18 protein-coding genes are annotated in these 19,119 nt (G+C 61.5%); 7 read left to right on the plus strand and 11 right to left on the minus strand.

Annotated elements, in window-relative coordinates; translation table 11 throughout:
* Window positions 1-218 precede the first annotated feature (218 nt).
* Window positions 219-1,106 (minus strand): branched-chain amino acid aminotransferase, encoded by an 888-nt coding sequence (locus A6U98_RS01305; RefSeq protein ID WP_064647371.1) that lies wholly within the window; start codon window positions 1,104-1,106, stop codon window positions 219-221.
* Between the two features lie 247 nt (window positions 1,107-1,353).
* On the opposite strand from A6U98_RS01305, the gene A6U98_RS01310 reads away from it, so the two are divergent.
* Window positions 1,354-2,397 carry a zinc-dependent alcohol dehydrogenase family protein gene (locus A6U98_RS01310; protein ID WP_064647373.1) on the plus strand — a complete coding sequence of 348 codons (1,044 nt, stop codon included), beginning with the start codon at window positions 1,354-1,356 and terminating at the stop codon, window positions 2,395-2,397.
* A gap of 66 nt (window positions 2,398-2,463) precedes the next feature.
* On the opposite strand, the gene A6U98_RS01315 is transcribed toward A6U98_RS01310, so the two are convergent.
* On the minus strand, window positions 2,464-3,282 hold the full coding sequence (locus tag A6U98_RS01315; RefSeq protein WP_064647375.1) for a sugar phosphate isomerase/epimerase family protein: 819 nt from the start codon (window positions 3,280-3,282) through the stop codon (window positions 2,464-2,466).
* A gap of 444 nt (window positions 3,283-3,726) precedes the next feature.
* Between A6U98_RS01315 and A6U98_RS01320 the strand changes: the two genes are divergently transcribed.
* On the plus strand, window positions 3,727-4,194 hold the full coding sequence (locus tag A6U98_RS01320; protein ID WP_064647377.1) for a cupin domain-containing protein: 468 nt from the start codon (window positions 3,727-3,729) through the stop codon (window positions 4,192-4,194).
* Window positions 4,195-4,252: 58 nt separating this feature from the next.
* Here the strand turns inward: A6U98_RS01320 and A6U98_RS01325 are convergent, their stop codons facing one another.
* From A6U98_RS01325 to A6U98_RS01345, 5 genes are all read right to left on the minus strand, one after another.
* A complete protein-coding gene (locus tag A6U98_RS01325) occupies window positions 4,253-4,762 on the minus strand; it encodes an AAA family ATPase (RefSeq protein WP_064647379.1) in 510 nt (169 codons plus the stop codon).
* A 74-nt stretch (window positions 4,763-4,836) separates the two neighbouring features.
* Window positions 4,837-5,307, minus strand: a complete 471-nt coding sequence (locus A6U98_RS01330; RefSeq protein ID WP_064647381.1) for a GNAT family N-acetyltransferase — start codon at window positions 5,305-5,307, stop codon at window positions 4,837-4,839.
* A complete protein-coding gene (locus A6U98_RS01335) occupies window positions 5,282-5,845 on the minus strand; it encodes a hypothetical protein (RefSeq protein WP_064647383.1) in 564 nt (187 codons plus the stop codon). The genes A6U98_RS01330 and A6U98_RS01335 overlap by 26 nt, the downstream gene beginning before the upstream one ends.
* Window positions 5,846-5,943: 98 nt before the next feature.
* On the minus strand, window positions 5,944-6,795 hold the full coding sequence (locus tag A6U98_RS01340; protein ID WP_064647452.1) for an alpha/beta fold hydrolase: 852 nt from the start codon (window positions 6,793-6,795) through the stop codon (window positions 5,944-5,946).
* A 110-nt stretch (window positions 6,796-6,905) separates the two neighbouring features.
* Complete coding sequence (locus tag A6U98_RS01345; RefSeq protein ID WP_064647385.1) at window positions 6,906-9,287, minus strand: methyl-accepting chemotaxis protein; 2,382 nt, start codon at window positions 9,285-9,287, stop codon at window positions 6,906-6,908.
* Window positions 9,288-9,970: 683 nt separating this feature from the next.
* Here A6U98_RS01345 and A6U98_RS01350 point away from each other — a divergent pair.
* The 3 genes from A6U98_RS01350 to zwf all read left to right on the plus strand — a co-directional run bounded on the left by A6U98_RS01350 (window position 9,971) and on the right by zwf (window position 13,762).
* Complete coding sequence (locus tag A6U98_RS01350; protein WP_064647387.1) at window positions 9,971-11,245, plus strand: hemolysin family protein; 1,275 nt, start codon at window positions 9,971-9,973, stop codon at window positions 11,243-11,245.
* 125 nt (window positions 11,246-11,370) lie between these two features.
* Window positions 11,371-12,141, plus strand: a complete 771-nt coding sequence (gene tam, locus A6U98_RS01355) for a trans-aconitate 2-methyltransferase (protein ID WP_064647389.1) — start codon at window positions 11,371-11,373, stop codon at window positions 12,139-12,141.
* A gap of 112 nt (window positions 12,142-12,253) precedes the next feature.
* Window positions 12,254-13,762 carry a glucose-6-phosphate dehydrogenase gene (gene zwf, locus A6U98_RS01360; RefSeq protein ID WP_064647391.1) on the plus strand — a complete coding sequence of 503 codons (1,509 nt, stop codon included), beginning with the start codon at window positions 12,254-12,256 and terminating at the stop codon, window positions 13,760-13,762.
* Between the two features lie 32 nt (window positions 13,763-13,794).
* On the opposite strand, the gene A6U98_RS01365 is transcribed toward zwf, so the two are convergent.
* From A6U98_RS01365 to A6U98_RS01375, 3 genes are all read right to left on the minus strand, one after another.
* On the minus strand, window positions 13,795-14,136 hold the full coding sequence (locus A6U98_RS01365; RefSeq protein ID WP_082933826.1) for a hypothetical protein: 342 nt from the start codon (window positions 14,134-14,136) through the stop codon (window positions 13,795-13,797).
* A gap of 77 nt (window positions 14,137-14,213) precedes the next feature.
* Complete coding sequence (locus tag A6U98_RS01370; protein WP_064647395.1) at window positions 14,214-14,669, minus strand: NUDIX domain-containing protein; 456 nt, start codon at window positions 14,667-14,669, stop codon at window positions 14,214-14,216.
* 107 nt (window positions 14,670-14,776) lie between these two features.
* Window positions 14,777-15,169, minus strand: coding sequence for a hypothetical protein (locus tag A6U98_RS01375; protein ID WP_003546502.1), 393 nt, complete (start codon window positions 15,167-15,169; stop codon window positions 14,777-14,779).
* Window positions 15,170-15,393: 224 nt separating this feature from the next.
* Between A6U98_RS01375 and A6U98_RS01380 the strand changes: the two genes are divergently transcribed.
* On the plus strand, window positions 15,394-16,959 hold the full coding sequence (locus A6U98_RS01380) for a helicase HerA-like C-terminal domain-containing protein (RefSeq protein ID WP_064647397.1): 1,566 nt from the start codon (window positions 15,394-15,396) through the stop codon (window positions 16,957-16,959).
* A 225-nt stretch (window positions 16,960-17,184) separates the two neighbouring features.
* On the opposite strand, the gene A6U98_RS37965 is transcribed toward A6U98_RS01380, so the two are convergent.
* On the minus strand, window positions 17,185-17,307 hold the full coding sequence (locus tag A6U98_RS37965) for a hypothetical protein (RefSeq protein ID WP_280818220.1): 123 nt from the start codon (window positions 17,305-17,307) through the stop codon (window positions 17,185-17,187).
* Here A6U98_RS37965 and A6U98_RS01385 point away from each other — a divergent pair.
* A complete protein-coding gene (locus A6U98_RS01385; protein ID WP_064647399.1) occupies window positions 17,294-18,889 on the plus strand; it encodes an ABC-F family ATP-binding cassette domain-containing protein in 1,596 nt (531 codons plus the stop codon). The genes A6U98_RS37965 and A6U98_RS01385 overlap by 14 nt on opposite strands.
* Window positions 18,890-19,119 lie beyond the last annotated feature (230 nt).

Here is a 19,119-nt window from a genome sequence, read left to right on the forward strand (position 1 = left end):
CCAAAGGTGCATCGGTCTTCCATCCGCCACCGCAAGAGGCATTACAGCGCCAAGAGCGGGTAAAGGGAAGTTACAAAGGTGCCGGCAGGCGGATGAGGGGCGGATCCAGACGTGGATTTTGCTAGAGGCGGCCGCGCCGGCCCTGCGCTTGCGCTTCGGGCGTTCGTCGCTGCAATCGATTCACTGGATCGATTGCTCCCGCTTCGCGGGATCGTGGCTCACTCCTCGCTCTCACTCCTACCGTGGGCCCAGTCCATGTAGAGATCAAGCGCCTTGCGCGTGACCGGGCCTTCCTGGAGATCGCGGTCGTCGAGGCGGATGACGCCAACGACTTTGGAATAGTTGCCGGTGGTGAAGATCTCGTCGGCTTGCATGAAATCCTCGGCGGAGAGCGCTGCTTCGACGACGTCGAAACCGGCCTTGCGCAGCAGGTCGATGACACGGGCGCGGGTGATGCCGGCGAGGAAGGTGCGGTTGGCGGCCGGCGTCATCACCACGCCGTCCTTGACCATGAAGACGTTCGACGAGGCGGTCTCGACGACGTTGCCGTTCAGGTCGCGCACCAGCGCATTGTCGAAACCGCGGCTGCGCGCTTCGGCGATCATGCGGCCGCTGTTTGGATAGAGCGAACCGGTCTTTGCCTCGGTCATCGCCGTTTCCGGCGACGGGCGGCGATAGGGCGAGACGGTGAGGCTGGTGCCGCCATGGCCGCCCATCGGCGCCTCGAACAGGCAGAGCGCGAAGCGGGTCGATTCCCCGTCGACGGCGACGACGCTGCCGGGGGAACCGTGTTCGCCCCAATACATCGGCTTGATATAGATTGCCGTCGCGCCATCGAATTTCGCAACGCCTTCCCAGGCAAGCGCGGCAATTTCCTCGGCTGATTTTACCGGCTTCAGGCCCATGGCGAGCGCCGAGCGGTTGATGCGCTGGCAGTGCAGGTCGAGATCGGGCGCGATGCCGTCGAACCAGCGGGCGCCGTCGAAGACCGTGGAGCCGAGCCACATGGCATGTGAGGTCGGTCCGATCAGCGGCGGATTGCCGGGGAGCCACTCTCCGTCGACATGAGTCCAGGTGGTTGAACGGGGTGATGTATCGACGACCATGATGGTTTCCTCCTGAAGCCGGACAAGGAAAAACCGCGGCGGCAAGCCGGGTCAAGGACAAATCCCGAGCGAAAACACGGAAGCAAGAAAATGCCGGGGAATGGCGCCAGGCCGCAATAATCGTGCGCAGCCACGGCAGCTTCATCGATGGGTGCATCAGCAAAAATGATGGAATGGAATGTTGGAATGGCTGGCTGCCGCATGCGATGATGGGTGCAACAGCGGATAAGCAGCAAGGAAAACGCCGATGAAAGCCATGTTCTACGAAGCCTTCGAACAGGCGCCCGAAATCCGCACGCTGCCCGATCCGACGCCAACCGAGGACGGCGTCGTGATATCCGTTGGCGCAAGCGGGCTCTGCCGTAGCGACTGGCACGGCTGGATGGGGCACGACCCGGATATCCGCTTGCCGCATGTGCCGGGACACGAGCTTGCCGGGCGGATCGTCGCCACCGGGCGCGGCGTGATGCGCTTCAAGGTCGGCGACCGGGTGACCGTGCCCTTCGTTTCCGGCTGCGGCCATTGCAGCGAATGCCATTCCGGCAACCAGCAGGTCTGCCCGAACCAGTTCCAGCCGGGCTTCACCCATTGGGGGTCGTTCGCCGAATATGTGGCGATCGATTATGCCGACACTAATCTGGTGCACCTGCCCGATACGATCGACGATGCGACGGCGGCAAGTCTCGGCTGCCGCTTCGCCACCTCGTTTCGCGCCGTCGCCGACCAGGCCCGCACCGGGCCCGGCGAGTGGATTGCCGTGCATGGCTGCGGCGGCGTCGGCCTGTCGGCGATCATGATTGCCACGGCGCTCGGTGCGAATGCGATCGGCATCGACATTTCCGAGGAGAAGCTCGCCTTTGCGCGGGAGTGCGGGGCGGTGGCGACGGTCAATGCGTCAGGCGTCGCCGACGTGTCGGAAGCGGTGCGCGAGATCACCAAGGGCGGCGCGCATGTCTCGATCGATGCGCTCGGCCATCCCGTCACCTGCTTCAACTCGATCAAGAATCTGCGCCGGCGCGGGCGGCATGTGCAAGTGGGGCTGATGCTGGGTGAACACTCGACGCCGCAGATTCCAATGGCGCAGGTGATCGGCCACGAGTTGGAAATCTACGGAAGCCACGGGATGCAGGCCTGGCGTTACGACGCCATGCTGTCGATGCTTTCGGCCGGCAAGATCGCGCCGCAGAAGCTGATCGGACGGCGGGTCAGCCTCGAGGAAGCCGTGCCGGCGCTGATGGCGCTCGACAAGGCAGAGGCCACCGGAATCAGCGTGATCACCCGGTTTTCATGAGGGAATTCCACCCTCCCCGCCCGTGGCAAGCACGGGAATGAGGGAGGGCGGGACGAGTAACAGACCCTACTGAGCCACGCCGATCGAGGCGAGATAGGCAGCAGAGGCCGGGATCTTCGACTTATCCTTGATCTCGATGATGAGGCGCGGATTGCTTTCGAGCTTGGCAAGGGCCCTAAAGACGGCGTGCCAGTGGATCGAGCCTTCGCCGAGGCTCCAATGGCGATCGGCATATCCGTCGGCGTCTTGCAGGTGGACATGCTGCAAGCGACTGCCGGCAGCCTTGACGTAGTAATCGACCGGCGGAGCACCGGTATAGCCGTGGGCATAATGGGCGTGGCCGGTATCGATCGAGACCGCGACGGCAGGTGATTGGAAGCTTTCGGCAAGCGCCACGCGAATATGCGGATCCTTGTCCTCGATGTTCTCGATGACCATGGTGCAGCCGATATCCTCGGCGCGCCTGACGGCGTCGCGCAGCGTCATGTGCGTGCGCTCGGCCAAGGCTTCGCGGGCGCCGGCATTGTCGTCGAGGTTGTTGTAGGACCAGGATGTATAAGGGCTGTGGATGACCATATGCGTCGCACCGATGGCGGCGCAGACATCGAGCCCCTGCAGCAGGCGCCGGGTGACGATGGCGCGGATATCAGGATCTTCCGAGGCAATAGTGAAGCCCCAGAACGGGCCGTGAATGCCGAGGCGGCCACCATGCCCGTCGAGAAGCCTTCTGGTGCGGGCGGCAAGCGGCGCCCAGTCGCCGTTCAGAACCTCGGCATCGATAAAGCTCTGCAATTCGAGATCGCGAGACTTTTCGAAGAGCCAGTCACGGTGAAGTTCGACTTCATCGAGCGTCATGGCGGCGCCGACGACGGGGGGAGAGGACATGGATGCGCTCCATCAATGTGAATGATCAATGTGAATGGCGGGACGGCGTGGAAGGACGGCCCCAAAGAACGGCCAAGAACGGCCGCCGCGTTCTATGCGCCCCTTCTGTGTCGGCGGTATTACAGGCGCCGAGCCTTTCGCACCCTCTGGCCTCAGTCATTTCCGCATAGCTGATGCGGCATTGGCGGACCTTGCGGAAACGCCCCGAAGTACCGATATCGGCCCCGACAGTCTCGTGACGCAGTGGCGCGCGAGCGGCGCTGAACCCGTGGCAACGGAGCCGTTTGTTCATCGCTTCGGCCGATGTCCCGCGCTTCTTTGAAAGCGTTCGGCGATGTTACCCCCAACAACAGGATGGGTTGTCAAAGGCGGCGCAAAGGTCTAACGGCTGCGCCCGCAAGAAAAAGCCCATAACAAGAAGCCCTGTAAGAAAAAGAAAGAGACATGATGTCCAACTCATTTGTGAAAATGCCTTCGAGCGACGAGGCAAAGCGTTTTTTCGTCCTCGGCGACCGGGTCGAGCGGCGGCTTAGAATCAGCGGAGCCTGGCTCAATATCTTCGACGTCACCGTGCCATCAGGCAGCCGGACGCCGAAACATGCGCATGCGAGCCCGGAAGTGTTCCGCATCCTCGAGGGAAAGCTGACGATCTGGCGCCTGAGCGACAGCGGCCCCGAAGAGATCGAGGCCAACGCCGGCGACATCGTCACCATCCCGCCCTTCATGGTGCACGGCTATTCCAACCGAGGAACCGTCCCCGTGGTCTTTTCCGCGGTCGTCGACCGAGACATGGCCGAGTTCATCGAAGCAGAAGGTGCTACGGAGCCACCGAAGGCCAGCCCTTCGGCTGAAACCATCGCTCGCATGACTGCGGCCGCCAATGCCTACGGGATTACTATTCTCGCGGCGTGACGGGTGAGTGCGTGGTGTCGCTTTTCGGACGACATCATGCGTTCCTTCGTCGGTTCTGCTAGGCTTTTGGCGGGAGCGATTTCAATCGGCTCACCAGTTCATCCAAAACGGCGTCGACCGTTTTCGAAGCCGTATCGATGAGGATTGCATCGTGCCATTCGTCATAGGCTCTTTCGGAAGTCTCTTGCCATGTCGGCTTCACCAGACCTTCGACGTCAGTGGGGCGCGTTTCGACACGGTTGCGGTGCTCGGCTTTGTCCGAGCAAACGACCTCGACCTCCGCCGCCGTCACACCAGCGGCTTGCGCGACCGAAAGCCACGCTGAGCGGGTTATCCGAAGCGGGTTGACGGAGTCGGCGATAACGGTCCTGCCGAGGGTCAGATTGTCCCCGGCGATACCATAAGCCACGATATAGCCTGCAGGCCCGGCATCATCGGCAATTCCGGAGGCACGGATTGCTTGCTCTATGGTATCGACGCGCACATGGACCGCATTCAACCGCTCGGCCAGAGCGCGGGCAATCGTCGTCTTTCCACTGCCAGGCAGACCGCCAAAGATAATGAGCATCGTGACCTCGGCGTTGGTTGGAGAAGCTCCACGAGAACGTCAGGGCAGCTCGCGGTCAGCGCAATACTTCACCATTAAGACCCAGTTCGCAATTCCTTAGTCAGCACCGGGTTTTCACCACCGGCCTCAACGACGGTCCACCCGAGCGCGTCGTAGAATCCCACAGCGTCTCGCGCCGCATTCACAAGCAGTCTCTCGACCTCGTGTTGTGATGCGAATTTTTCGAGGCCGGTCATGAGCATCCGGCCGTACCCTTTTCCCTGGCATTCCGCCTTGATCGCGACGGTCCGCACACATGCGGTCTGCCTGCTCATCAGATCAAGACGAGCCGCACCGACGGGCGTGTTTTCAAGCAGAAGCAGCAAAGGGAAATGCCCCTCCCTTCGGTCGTCGGGATGGTTGGCATCATAGCCAATCAATCCGCGGGCCTCGAAGAGGACGACGCGACGGATATCGTGGTAGGCATTCCAGTGTTCATCCGCAAACACCTGGACGACCATCCAGGCGTCTTCGCCCTCGTCATTCGGAAATCTGGGCTCGTTCATCAATGGCCTCGTCGATGCTGGTGGACAACCGGTCAGCAAAATCGGTGACCGCCTCACGGCTCGACAACAGGAACTTCGGACGGGAAAAGACCGAGAACAATCGCGCGTGTGTCTCGAAGGAGTTCCAGTTGTTCGTTCTACTCCTGTATTCGGCCACCCACTTTAAAAGGCCATCGAATTGCGTTTCGGTCTCGCCGCCTTGGATGCCTCGCAGCTTGATGTTGGCGATGCATTCCCCCTCCGGCAGATCAATCCAGATCAGGATCGTCGTGCGGTTGAGGACCATGTTCACCAATTGCCCGTAAACGCCCTCCATGACCCAGGCGTGGCGCTCGGCCGCCGCCTTGACCATCTCGTCCCGCAATGCCCTGTCGCGATCGATGCCGTAGCGCCCCGGCTCCCAATGCATGTCATCAAGGTGGACAACCGGATGGTGAAGCTGCTCACCAATACGACGGGCGAGCCATGTTTTACCTGCGCCGCCATTGCCCATGATGAGCATGCGGTCAAAGGCGGCGGAGGGAACGGGAAACGTCATCGGCAACTCCGAGGACTTTGCGCTGATGCTGGTTTGTGTGACCTTAGCGCGAGATATTGAATGCTTTCAAATCAAAATTGAGCGCGCCATCCTGGCAGTTATGTTCGCTTGAGGAAAGCTGGCCGCAGAGCAAAGAAATTCGCGGTCGCCATCACCAGCGCATCGAGAGCTTCAGTGCCGCGCGACGTATTGAAGGCGTGGTCCATCGGACTGATCCGAAGCTCGTTGTCCCCGTTATGGGCCGACACGAATTTTTGTCCTGTGCCCGCCGGAATGGCGGTATCCAAGGACCCTTCCGCCACAAAGAGCGGGCCATCATAGGCCTTGATTTCATCGAATGGATCGTGCGTTGCCACCTCTTGAAAGAAGAGGTGCCTGAGCTTGAGCCTGGCGCCCCACGGCATCACGATCTCGGTCGCAATACTCTCTTCCGCCAAACCGCGAAGATAGGTTTTCTGACCGATCAGAGCGGGAAAGGAAACACTTGGCTCTCCAACAGCAGCCCAAAGAGCAATCCCGGACGACCAGTTGGTACGGCCGCCGATCGCAGCGGCGATCAATCCTCCCTGGCTCCACCCCAGCAGGAAGATGCGGCGTCCATCGACGCGAGGGTCGGATCTCAGAAACTCCATCGCGGCAATGCCATCCGCTATTTGGCTCGAATATGTCGTGTTCTCAAACAGGCCGTCGCTTTCGCCGCTTCCACGGAAATCGATACGAAGACTGGAAAACCCTAGGGATGCAAAAGACCTGGCTATGTAGGCGAAAATTCCTTTGCCTTGGCTTGGAATCTGAAGCTCATCGCGAACTCCGCCAAACCCAGGGAAAAGCAGGATCACCGGCTGTGGTTTTCCGGCAGCAAGGCGCAACGTGCCGACAACACGCTCTCCCTGAACGTCAAAGGCTACGACCTCCTCTGACGGTTCGTTACTGTTGCGGTCCTTTGGCAATTTCCACCACCGAGATACAACCAAATACAGAGCTGAGGCGGCAACAAACTCGCGCGGGTGCCATCTTCTGCCAAGGGGAGCGGCGCTCAGCGGCGTCGCACGCCGTATGTCTAGAACTCTTCCCAGTTGCCCTCGGTCGAAGCCGGTGCGGCTGAGGTGCCGAAGGCGGCTGTGAGCTTGCCGCCGAGTGCACGGGCCGGTGACGGAGCGGGCCTGGCATGGTCGGTGGCCGAGGCGGGAACCGGTCTGCGCATCGAAAGCATCGCCCCGACCGGGCGTGCCACCGGCTTGGCAGTCGTCCGGACGGCAGGGGCCGCCTTTGCCACCTGGCCGAGATTGAACTGTGCCAGACGCTCCGAGAGGGCAGACACCTCCGTCACCAGCGTATGCGAAGCGGCGTTCGATTCCTCGACCATCGCGGCGTTTTTCTGGGTCGACTGGTCCATCTGGTTGACCGCCGTGTTGATCTCCAGGAGACCGGTCGACTGTTCACGGGCGGCTTGGACGACCGCCTGGACATTGCTGTTGATCTGCTGGACTTCGGCAACGATCGCCTGCAGTGCCTTGCCGGTCTGACCGACGAGATCGACGCCACGCTTGACCTGGTCGCCGGAAGAGGTGATCAGCGCCTTGATCTCCTTGGCGGCGGTGGCCGAGCGCTGCGCGAGTTCACGCACTTCCTGTGCGACGACGGCGAAGCCCTTGCCGGCTTCCCCCGCACGTGCTGCTTCAACGCCTGCATTGAGGGCCAGCAGGTTGGTCTGGAAGGCAATATCGTCGATCACGCCGATAATGTTGGAGATCGACTGCGAGGATTGCTCGATACCGGTCATGGCGTCGACGGCGTTGCGCACGATTTCTCCGGACTTTTCTGCACCATCCTTGGTGCGGCTGACGAGCGTTCCCGCCTCTTCGGCGCGAAGGGTGGAGTCCTTGACCGAGGTGGTGATCTGCTCAAGCGCAGCGGCGGTCTCCTCGACGGAAGCGGCCTGCTGTTCGGTGCGGCGGGCGAGATCGTCGGCGCCCGAGCGGATTTCTTCCGAACCGGCCTGGATGACGGCGGCGTTTTCGGAGAAGGAAATCAGGGCTGCCTGGAGCTTTTCGACAGACGCATTGAAATCGACGCGGATTTCGTCAAGCGAGTCGGTAAATGGCTTTTCCAGCCGGATGGTCATATCTCCGTTGGAAAGGCTGGCCAGTCCGTTGCCGAGTTCGCTGACCGCGAACTTGATCGAATCCTCGCGGGCGGCATGATGGACGGAACGTTCCTGCCGTTCGACCTCTTCGCGGGCCCGGGAGGTTTCCGCATCCGTTTCCAGCTTGATCTTCTGGCGATTGCTTTCCAGCAGGATGGCGAGGGAGCGTGAGAGGTCGCCGATTTCGTCCTTGGCATTCTTGTCGCTCAATTGCACGTCGAGCTGGCCATGGGCGATGCGATCGGTCTCGGAGATCACGCCCTCTATGCGGCGGATGAATTTGCGGGCAATGAGCCAGCCTGCGAGGCCGAGCAGGAGAGCAGCGATGGCTGTGATCGCAACGGCGCTCCAGGCCATGTTGTTGAGCTGGGCAAAGACGGTGGATTTGGGCACCGAGACGACGGCGTACCAGTTGAGGTCATTCGTGAGCTTTACCGGATAGGCGACCGAGAAATAGGTCTGGCCGTCCCGGCCTGCGATCTCCTGCGCGACGCCGGGCTTGGCGATCAACTGATCCCAGCCGGCAGTCAGATCACCGCCGTCCTTGATATTCTTGCCTGCGAGCTCGGCGGAAGGATGGCTGATGACGCTGCCAGCGCCCGTCACCAGGCTGAGATAGCCGGTCTCCATCGGGTGGACTGCCGAGATCGCCTTGTTGGCGTCTTCGAGCGAAATGTCCAAGCCGGCGACGCCCAGCGCCTTGCCGTCGACCATGATCGGCTTGGCGACCGAGGTCATCAGCACGTCCTTGCCGTCCACCGCGTAAACATAAGGTTCGATGACCACGGCCTTTTTCTGGGTAAAGGGCAGCTGGTAGTAATCGCCGGCGCCCGATACGGCATAGTCGACCAGCGGCGTGTGCTGGATCTTGTCGCCACTGCGGACCCAGTAAGGCACGTAGCGGCCGGTCGTGTCGTGGCCTTCCTTGCCGACGAAATCCTTGTCCTTGCCGTCAAAGGCATTCGGTTCCCAGCCGGTCCAAACACCGAGCGCCATCGGATTATCCTGCAGCATGTTCTTCAGCAGGTCGTCGGCGGCAGCCCGATTGGCGTTTCCGCCGTCCTTCATCGTCGACAGCGACGTTTCCAACGCATTGACGATACCGAGCGCCACGCTCATGGATTTCTCGACGTTGAGCGCATTGGCAGCAGCGATCTGCAGCATCTCGTCGAGGCTCGATTTGCGCATATCGTTGTAGGCGATGTAAAAGAGAACGCCCGATGCCGCGATCGTCGCGATGACACCGCAAGCCGCCACGGAAAAAATATTGCGTCCGGTAGCCGATTTGAACTGCATGCGCTTAACCTCCTCGAGCGGGCAGGTCGTCGATCGCGCATCGATCTATTCCGTCCCGGCTTCCCCCTGACCGAGAACTGATTTCAGGACGTGCCTGCACGTCGCGGAAATCGTTCGCAATTTTAAAGAAACTACCGAGAGGCTGTTAATTTACGGTGTATTGCGGCAGCTTTCCTTATGACAAGGCGGCTCCCAGCGCCTCTTTTAAGACGCGCAGATGCGGTGCTGCTGCCGTTGGCGAAACTGTCACATCAAGATGCTATGAGGATTTTCGCCCGGCGCCTCTTGCGTCGGCACTGTTTCACCGTCAAAATTGCGACATGCCTGACAGCGACCCATCCAGTACAAGCTCCGCCCGTTCCAACCGGGATCTCCCGGCCGAGGAAGCAGGCGACCATTGTAGACGGTGCGATGACCTCCGCCTCGCCCCAGGCATATCAAGGCTCCAGCAGAGAGGGCCGCTTCCCAGACCATTGCCGATGACGGGTGGCCGCGGCCTGCCCGGTTTTACCGATTGCCCTGACTTTCACTTCAGAGGAGCGTCCGATGGAACCTGAACTGATGTCAACACGATAATGGAAAGACGACAGGCGATGCGTATAGGCGTATAAGAGCGTCCCTTCGACTGCCTCGCCGCTTCGCCTGATGAATGCGGCATTACAACCTCAACGAATAGGGTCCCTGTGTTTCTGGAAATTGGAATTGTGGCGTTTCTCACCATCCTGAATGGTGTGCTCGCCATGTCTGAGCTGGCCGTTGTGTCTTCTCGAACAGCCCGCCTGAAGGTTCTCTCCGACAATGGAAGCAAGGGTGCAGCTCAAGCGATCAAACTTGCCGAAAACCCCGGTCGTTTCCTCTCTACGGTGCAGATCGGCATCACGCTGGTCGGCGTTCTATCCGGCGCTTTCTCGGGGGCCACGCTCGGCGGCCGCCTGAGCGGATGGCTTGAAGCCCAGGGGCTGTCATCGACGGCCGCTGATGCCATTGGCGTAGGTTCAGTCGTTGTGGCAATCACCTATCTTTCGTTGATCATCGGCGAACTTGTTCCAAAGCAGATCGCATTGCGGGAACCCGAAGCGGTTGCGGCCAAGGTCGCGCCAGCTATGGCGGTACTTTCAAAAATCGCGCTGCCACTCGTGTGGCTTCTAAACGCTTCCGGAAACCTTGTGCTGAAGCTCTTGGGCCAGGCAGGAAAAGGTGGCGACAATGTCTCTGACGCAGAGATCAAAACCGTTCTGGCCGAGGCGCAGTCGGCTGGAGTTATCGAAAGCGAAGAGTCCGCGATGATCTCAGGTGTCATGCGGCTGGCGGACCGCACTGCCCGAGCGCTTATGACGCCCCGACGGGACGTCGAAATTATTGATATCGACGACAGCCTTGATGAAATTCGGACCCAGTTGCACAGGACGAAGCGGTCGCGGTTGCCGGTTCGAAAAGGCAGTTCGGACGAGGTAATCGGCATCCTTCCGGTCAAGGACTTCTACGACTCGATGTCCGAACACGGGACTGTCGACATCAAGGCTCTGACGCAAGACGTCCCGGTGGTTTCAGACCTCTCAACTGCCATCAATGTTATCGAAGCAATCAGGAAATCGCCCGTTCACATGGTGCTGGTTTTCGACGAGTACGGCCATTTCGAGGGAGTTGTTTCGTCAGGTGACATTTTGGAAGCAATCATGGGGGCTCTGCAGGAGGGACCTGTCGATGAACAGGCCATCGCTCGTCGAGACGACGGTTCTTATCTCGTGTCGGGCTGGACGCCGATTGACGAGTTCGCTGAATTCCTAAACCTCAGGCTCGATGACGATCTCGAATATCAGACTGTCGCTGGCCTGGTGTTGGAAGAGTTGAAACATCTGCCGGAATTGGGTGAGAGCTTCACGCGAGGCGGATGGCGCTTCGAAGTCGTCGATCTCGACGGGAGGCGCGTCGACAAAATACTTGTATCGGCCGAGTGAAGATCGGCGGGTGCCCTCGTCGCCGGCGACTTCGCCGATGAGGTCGTCAAGCTCGACGGCCGCAACATCGACAAGATCCGCATCCACCACATGGGCGATGTGGCCTGACAGCAGGAGTGAACGCCATGGCATGGTCCGCCAATCAATACGTAAAATTCGAGGATGAGCGCACGCGACCGGCGCGCGACCTGTTGGCACCGGTGCCGCTGCAAAAGATTCGTCATGCCGTCGATCTCGGCTGCGGCCCGGGCAATTCGACCGAGCTGATCATCGAGCGCTATGGGGCGGACGGCGTCTCTGGCGTCGACAGCGACGTGAACATGCTGGAGGCAGCGCGCAAGCGGCTTCCGGGCACTGCCTTCGTCGAGGCCGATCTCGGCAGCTGGCAACCGACTGAGCCCGCCGACCTTTTATTTGCCAATGCCGTCTTCCAATGGCTGCCCGATCATCTCGATATCTTCGACCGGCTGATGGACGGGCTTTCCGAAGGCGGCGTGCTGGCCGTGCAGATGCCCGACAATCTCGGCGAACCCTCCCATCTGGCGATGGAGGAGACCGCCCATGCCGGCCCGTGGAAATCCGCCTTCGAGGCGAAGAGCGTGCGGCGCAAGGCGCTGCCGCCGCCCTCCGCCTATTACGACAGGCTGATTGCCAAAGCCGCACGTGTCGATATCTGGCACACCGTCTACAATCACCCGATGGCGGATGCTGCAGCGATTGTCGAATGGGTGAAGGGAACCGGACTGATGCCCTATCTCGCCCATGCCGGCGAAGAGCATCGCGAAGCCTTCCTGGCCGATTACCTCAAGCGGGTGGAACAGGCCTATCCCAAGCTGTCGGATGGGCGGGTGCTGCTCAGGTTTCCGAGGATTTTCATGGTGGCGGTCAAAGCGTAACCGGCCTCGGGCGCACGTCAGAGGCTGTCAAATGCCTGTTACCCCTCGCCGCCTATGTTGCGGCGAGGCCGGCACGCATTATAGTCGGCCGCAAATTCCAAGGAGATGACACATGGACGCTGCCCCTACCCCGCCGGTCACCCTCGTCATCTTCGGCGCCACCGGAGACCTGACGCGCCGCCTGCTGGTGCCGGCGATCATCAATCTGACGCGCAGCCGCCTGGTCGGCGAGGATCTCCACATTCTCGGCATCGGCATCGAACCTGGTGACGACGAATTCCTGCGCGGGCGGCTCGACCAATTCCTCAATCATCTGAGCGGTGAAGAGCCACCGGTGAAGGACGAGGCCTGGGAAAGCCTGCGCCGGCGCATTTCCTATACGTCCGGCGATTTCACCAAGGACGATATTTTCGTCGAGATCGGCAAGCGGCTGGGGCCGCATGCCAATGCCGCCTTCTATCTCGCCGTGCCGCCATCCTTCTTCGGGACGATCGTCGAGAAGCTGGCCGCGCACGGGCTGACCGATGAAAGCGACGGCGTCTTCCGTCGCATCGCGATCGAGAAGCCGTTCGGCACCGATCTCGCTTCGGCGCAGGCACTCAATGCGCAGATTCTCGCACAGGTCGGGGAGAGCCAAGTCTACCGGCTCGACCATTTCCTCGGCAAGGAGACGGTGCAGAATCTGATGACGGCGCGTTTCGCCAACATGATGATCGAGTCCTTGTGGAACAGCCGCTACATCGACCACGTGCAGATCACCGCTGCCGAAATCGTCGATGTCGGCAGCCGCGGCAAATTCTACGATGCAACCGGCGCGTTGCGCGACATGGTGCCGAACCATCTCTTCCAGTTGCTGGCGATGATCGCCATGGAACCGCCGAACAGCTTCGATGCCGAAGCGATCCGCAACGAGAAGAGCAAGGTGCTGAAGGCGATGCGCATCTATACGCCTGATGAGGCCAAGACGCATGGCGTGCGCGGCGCCTATGGCGCGGGCCCGCTCAATGGTGCCGAGCTCCCGGCCTATCGCGATACCAAGGACGTCTCGCCCGACAGCAGGACCGAGACCTTCGTGGCGCTGAAGCTCTATGCCGATACCTGGCGCTGGGCCGGCGTGCCCTTCTATCTCAGGACGGGCAAGGCGCTGACGGCGCGCGACACCGAGATCGTCATCACTTTCCAGCCGGTTCCCTTCGCGCAGTTTCGCGAGACCGACGTCAAGCGCCGACTGCCGCCGAACCGGCTGGTGATCCAAGTGCAGCCGGACGAAGGAATGAGCATGGAAATCTCGATCAAGTCGCCGGGGCTTTCCGTCGATACCGTGCCGGTCTCTCTCGATTTCCGCTATGCCGACAAATTCGATATCGCCAAGACGACCGGCTATGAATCGTTGCTCTACGATCTCTTCATCGGCGACCAGACTCTGTTCCAGCGCGCCGACGGCATCGAGGCCGGATGGGCGGCGGTGCAGCCCTTCCTGGACATCTGGGCTAGGGATCAGAGCGTGCCTGACGCCTACGCGCCAGGCAGCATGGGACCAGCCTCAGCCGACGAACTGATCCAGCGCGACAGGCGGCAGTGGCATGAACTCGGCGTGGTGCTGCACAGAAACGACAAATAGCCGTTCCTGCTTTATGATCTTGGACTATCCCGTCAGCGGCAGGCGTCGCTTAGCGTACCGTCGCGCTCTGCCACGCGGTACTGACGCGTTCCGGGCCGCGGGCAGGTGGTCCGATCCGACGGAATGACGACGGTGATATCACCGGTTTCGACTGGATCGAGCGGAATCATGAGACCGCCATTGGATTCCGCCCCTGGCACCGTGCCGGGTGGCATGCCGCCGAAGCGGCCGCTAGAGTCCATATCAGCAAGCGCCTGAGAAAAAGCTGGAGCGGCGAAGCCGAGGAGAATGATCGAGGCTGCGGCAAGAAACATACGCATGATGCTATTCCCTATGGTTTCAGCGATGCGACAGAAACAGCAGGACGAGCTCATTGTTCCCCCGGAAGCGGGGGCAGGCGATCAAAGTTTGGCGATCGGAATATGACGCCTCAGAAAGGGCGATCTCCAGTTCAATCGCGCCATCGCGACAGCAGTCTGTCGAGACCTGTCGGATAGAGTTCGATGCCGGCGTCCCGCAGCCTGTCACGGCCGAACCAGCGCGCCGTCGCCGCCGTCTCGTCGAGCTCGGAATAGTGGATTTCGTCGCGCTGATAGAGCGATGCATCGGTCAGTTCGATATCGGCGGCGAAGATGAATTCGTGACCGGTCGCGCCATGATGCTCGTAGATGTTTTCAAGCAGATGCCAGGGGCCGACGATGCGGATATCAGTCTCGAGTTCCTCCCTGAATTCACGGTGCAAGGCTTCTTCGCGGCTCTCGCCGAATTCAATGGCGCCGCCAAGCGGGCGAACGCCCTTGATGCGGCCGCTGTCATCCTCCACTTCGGCTGCGAGCAGCTGGTCTTTCCGCCAGGCAAGACCGATCACCTTCACCCTGATTTGCTGCGATGGGCGCCAGACGGTCATGGGGCTTTCCTTCCATCCAAGGGACAGCGCTTGCTCTTCACTCCGGGACTTCCGAAGCGAGAACAATGAGCCCCGCGACAACGCGAGGCTCATGCCGATCTCTCGTCTCAGACGAACTGACTGAGGCCCGGAACGGAAGCGACGACCTCGTCGACGACCTCTTCGCCGGCATATTGCTTGGCGATCGCGATGGTTTCCTTGGCAAGCGAGGTGATCTCGCCCATGCCGAGGCCTTCACCCATCAGCTGCTGGCCGAGCCCCATGATGCCGCCGCCGCCGAGCGAGCTCATCAGCCCGCCGAGCAGGCCGCCGCCGCCGGCACCGGCGCCGTTGAACTGGGCGACGAGATCGGCGCCGCCGGGGATCGCTTCGATCATCTTGGCAACCGGGCCATCGGCGGCCTCGCGCTGCAGAAAGCCGAGCATCATGCCGAGCGCCTTTTCGGCCAGATCAGGCGCAATACCCACGCGATCGGCGATCTGGGTCACAATTTCATTCATCGTCAGCCTCCTGTTTTTTGACGTTAACGTCAACGTTAATCGAGATTCGACCGCAACTCAAGCCGACCCCTCCCCGGGTCGCACTTTGTCCGGTTTTGCTTTCAATGCAAACAGTTGTCCGCATGCACATGCCTGCTTATAACAGGGAAACGATGGTTCGATGAAGGCGGCGGAAGCACGCCTTCTCATACAAATGGCGGCAGAGCCCCAAAGGAGCATTCCGAATGATCGAGGATGGCAAGATTTTCATCGGCGCGAGCCGCAATCCCGATGACAGCATCAACAAGCCGGAATATCTCGACCTGAAATTCGGCAATCGCCACGGCCTCGTCACCGGCGCCACCGGCACCGGCAAGACGGTGACGCTGCAGGTGCTGGCCGAAGGTTTCTCACGGGCCGGCGTTCCGGTGTTTGCGGCCGACATCAAGGGCGATCTTTCCGGCATCGCCGCCAAGGGCGAGCCCAGGGATTTCCTGACGAAGCGCGCCGAGCAGATCGGCTTTGCCGACTACGAATTCGACCAGTTTCCGGTGATCTTCTGGGATCTGTTTGGCGAGAAGGGCCACCGGGTGCGCACCACCATCGCCGAGATGGGACCGCTGCTGCTCGCTCGCCTGATGGATGCCTCCGAACCGCAGGAAGGCGTCATCAACATCGCCTTCAAGATCGCCGACCAGGGCGGCCTGCCATTGCTCGACCTCAAGGATTTCAGCTCGCTCTTGAACTATATGGGCGAGAACGCCAGCCAACTTTCCAACCAATACGGGCTGATCTCCAAGGCCTCGGTCGGCTCGATCCAGCGGGCGCTGCTCGTTCTCGAACAGCAGGGTGCGGAGCATTTCTTCGGCGAACCGGCGCTGAAGATCACCGACATCATGCGCACCAGCAATAATGGCTACGGCCAGATCTCGGTGCTGGCCGCCGACAAGCTGATGATGAACCCGCGGCTTTACGCCACCTTCCTGCTCTGGCTGCTTTCCGAGCTCTTCGAGGAATTGCCCGAGGTGGGCGATCCCGACAAGCCGAAGCTCGTCTTCTTCTTCGACGAGGCGCACCTGCTCTTCAACGATGCGCCGAAGGTGCTGACCGAACGCGTCGAGCAGGTGGTGCGGTTGATCCGTTCCAAGGGCGTCGGCGTCTATTTCGTGACGCAGAACCCGCTCGACGTGCCGGAAACGGTGCTCGCCCAGCTCGGCAACCGGGCGCAGCATGCGCTTCGCGCCTATTCGCCGCGCGAGCAGAAGGCGGTCAGGACGGCGGCCGATACATTCCGGGCCAATCCGGCTTTCGATTGCGCCACCGTCATCACCAATCTCGGCACCGGCGAGGCATTGGTTTCAACGCTGGAGGCCAAGGGCGCGCCTTCGATCGTCGAGCGCACGCTGATCCGCCCCCCATCCGGCCGCGTCGGCCCGGTGACGGATGACGAGCGCCGGCAGATCATGGACAGGAGCCCGGTTCTCGGCATCTATGACGAGGATATCGACCGCGAATCCGCCTTCGAGCTGCTGGCCGCACGGGCGAAGAAGGCGGCCGATGCCGAAGCCGCCAAGCGAGCCCAGGAAGAAGCGCCTCAGCAACAGGGCAACACTACCTCCGGCTGGAACCTGCCGGGCTTCGGCGGCGGCAATGACGACGACAACCAGGGCCGCGGCCAATCGCGCGGCAGGACTTCCGGCTACCAGCGCGAAACGGTGGTGGAAGCGGCAATGAAGAGCGTGGCGCGCACGGTGGCGACACAAGTCGGCCGGGCGCTGGTGCGTGGGATATTGGGGAGCTTGAAGCGGTAAGCCTGGGTCCCTTCTCCCCAGCGGGGAGAAGATGCCGGCAGGCAGATGAGGGGGTGTGAGAAGCGTCAGCGACGAACGCCTTGAGCGGCCGGCGAAAGGCAGCAACGGGGTACCGTGCGGCCCCCTCATCCGACCCTTCGGGCCACCTTCTCCCCGCTGGGGAGAAGAGGGAGCAATATCGCCGCCTGCCGCCCGATTGGTTGCTTAACCTTGAACCCGCAGCGTTTATTCCCTAAATTCCCTGCCATCGACCATTTCAACAGGATGTGTGCCGCAATGGATTTCAACCCGATCGCAACGCCAGTTCGCCTTGCCAACCGGGAAATCCATATCCATGCCTGCATCCATCACCCTCTCCCAAGTTTCGTGGTCCGCGCCTGACGGGCGGCCGCTTTTTTCCAATCTCGACCTGAGTTTCGGCGCCGAGCGTACTGGTCTCGTCGGGCGTAATGGCGTCGGCAAGACGACGCTGCTCAAACTCGTCTCCAGTGAAGTCCAGCCGCATTCGGGCACCGTATCCGTCAACGGCAGCCTTGGCGTGCTGCGGCAGAGCGTTCAGGTAGCATCTGACGAAACGGTTGCCGATCTCTTCGGCGTGACCGATGCGCTCGCTATTCTTCGCCGCGCTGAAGCCGGCGAGGCAACGACCGACGAGCTTGCATCGGCGGACTGGATGCTGGAGGCGCGCATTGCCGCAGCCCTCCATCGGACCGGGCTCGACGTGGCCCCGGAAACCCCGCTTGCGGCACTCTCCGGTGGGCAGCGCACACGTGCTGGGCTGGCAGCGCTGATCTTTACCGAACCGGATTTTCTGCTGCTCGACGAGCCCACAAACAATCTCGATCGCGAAGGCCGCGAGGCGGTGATCGCGCTGGTGTCAGGCTGGCGGGCCGGCGCCATCATCGTCAGCCATGACCGGGAACTGCTTGAAAGTGTCGATGCGATCGTCGAGCTGACCTCGCTCAGTGCCACGCGCTACGGCGGCAACTGGAGCCATTATCGCGAGCGCAAGGCCCTTGAGCTCGCGGCGGCACAGCATGATCTCACTGAAGCCGAAAAACGCATGGCCGAGGTGGCAAAGAAGGCGCAGGCGACGGTCGAGCGCCAGGCGCAGAGGGACAGCACCGGGCGGAAGATGGCCGCCAAGGGCGGCATACCGCGCATCATGCTCGGCGGCATGAAGGAGCGGAGCGAAACGACGGGCGGCGACAATGCCCGCCTCGCCGAGCGCCGGCGCGCCCAGGCACTGGAAGAGGCAAGGGCAGCGCGCGAGAAGATCGAGATCCTGCAGCCCTTGTCGGTCACCCTGCCGCCGACCGGGCTGCCTGCCAGCAAGATCGTGCTGAAGATGGATGGCGTGACATCCGGCTACCAGCCGGGCGATCCCGTCATCCGCGATCTCTCCTTCGATGTGACGGGACCGGAGCGTATCGCCGTCACCGGCCGCAACGGCTCGGGCAAAACGACCTTGCTGGCGCTCATCACCGGCGACCTAAAACCCTGGGCGGGCACGGTCGGCGTCATGACTGCCTTCTCGATGCTCGATCAGACGGTCAGCCTTCTCGATCCGTCGGCCTCGATCCGCGACAATTTCCGTCGGATCAATCCGCTGGCCGATGAAAATACCTGCCGGGCCGCCCTTGCCCGCTTCATGTTCAGGGCGGATGCGGCGCTGCAGACCGTATCGACGCTGAGCGGCGGGCAATTGCTGCGGGCGGGCCTTGCCTGCGTCCTCGGCTCGGCACCGCCGCCACTGTTGATCCTCGACGAACCGACCAACCATCTCGACATCGACTCGATCGCCGCCGTCGAGGCCGGACTGCGCGCTTATGACGGCGCGCTCGTGGTCGTCAGCCATGACGAGACGTTTCTCGAGAGTATCGGGATAGAGCGGCGGTTGGAGTTGATTGCCGGTGAGCTGAGTGGATAAATCAAGAATTGGGCGCAACTGAGCCACGGCCTTGGCCCCGGTGAATGAAGTGCACATCAGCGCGACGCGGGTAAAGGCGGGCTTGCCCCACCATCCACGCGGCGTCCATCAGCAGCGGGCATGGATCCTCGGCTCAAGGCCGAGGAGGACGGAGGGCGGGGTGACCGTTCCTGCCAACTCACCGCCGGCGCGACGGCTGGTGATCGGCACGCCTCCGGCTCCCTTGCCTC

The organism is Rhizobium sp. WYCCWR10014, from assembly GCF_001657485.1.
Taxonomy (GTDB): domain Bacteria; phylum Pseudomonadota; class Alphaproteobacteria; order Rhizobiales; family Rhizobiaceae; genus Rhizobium.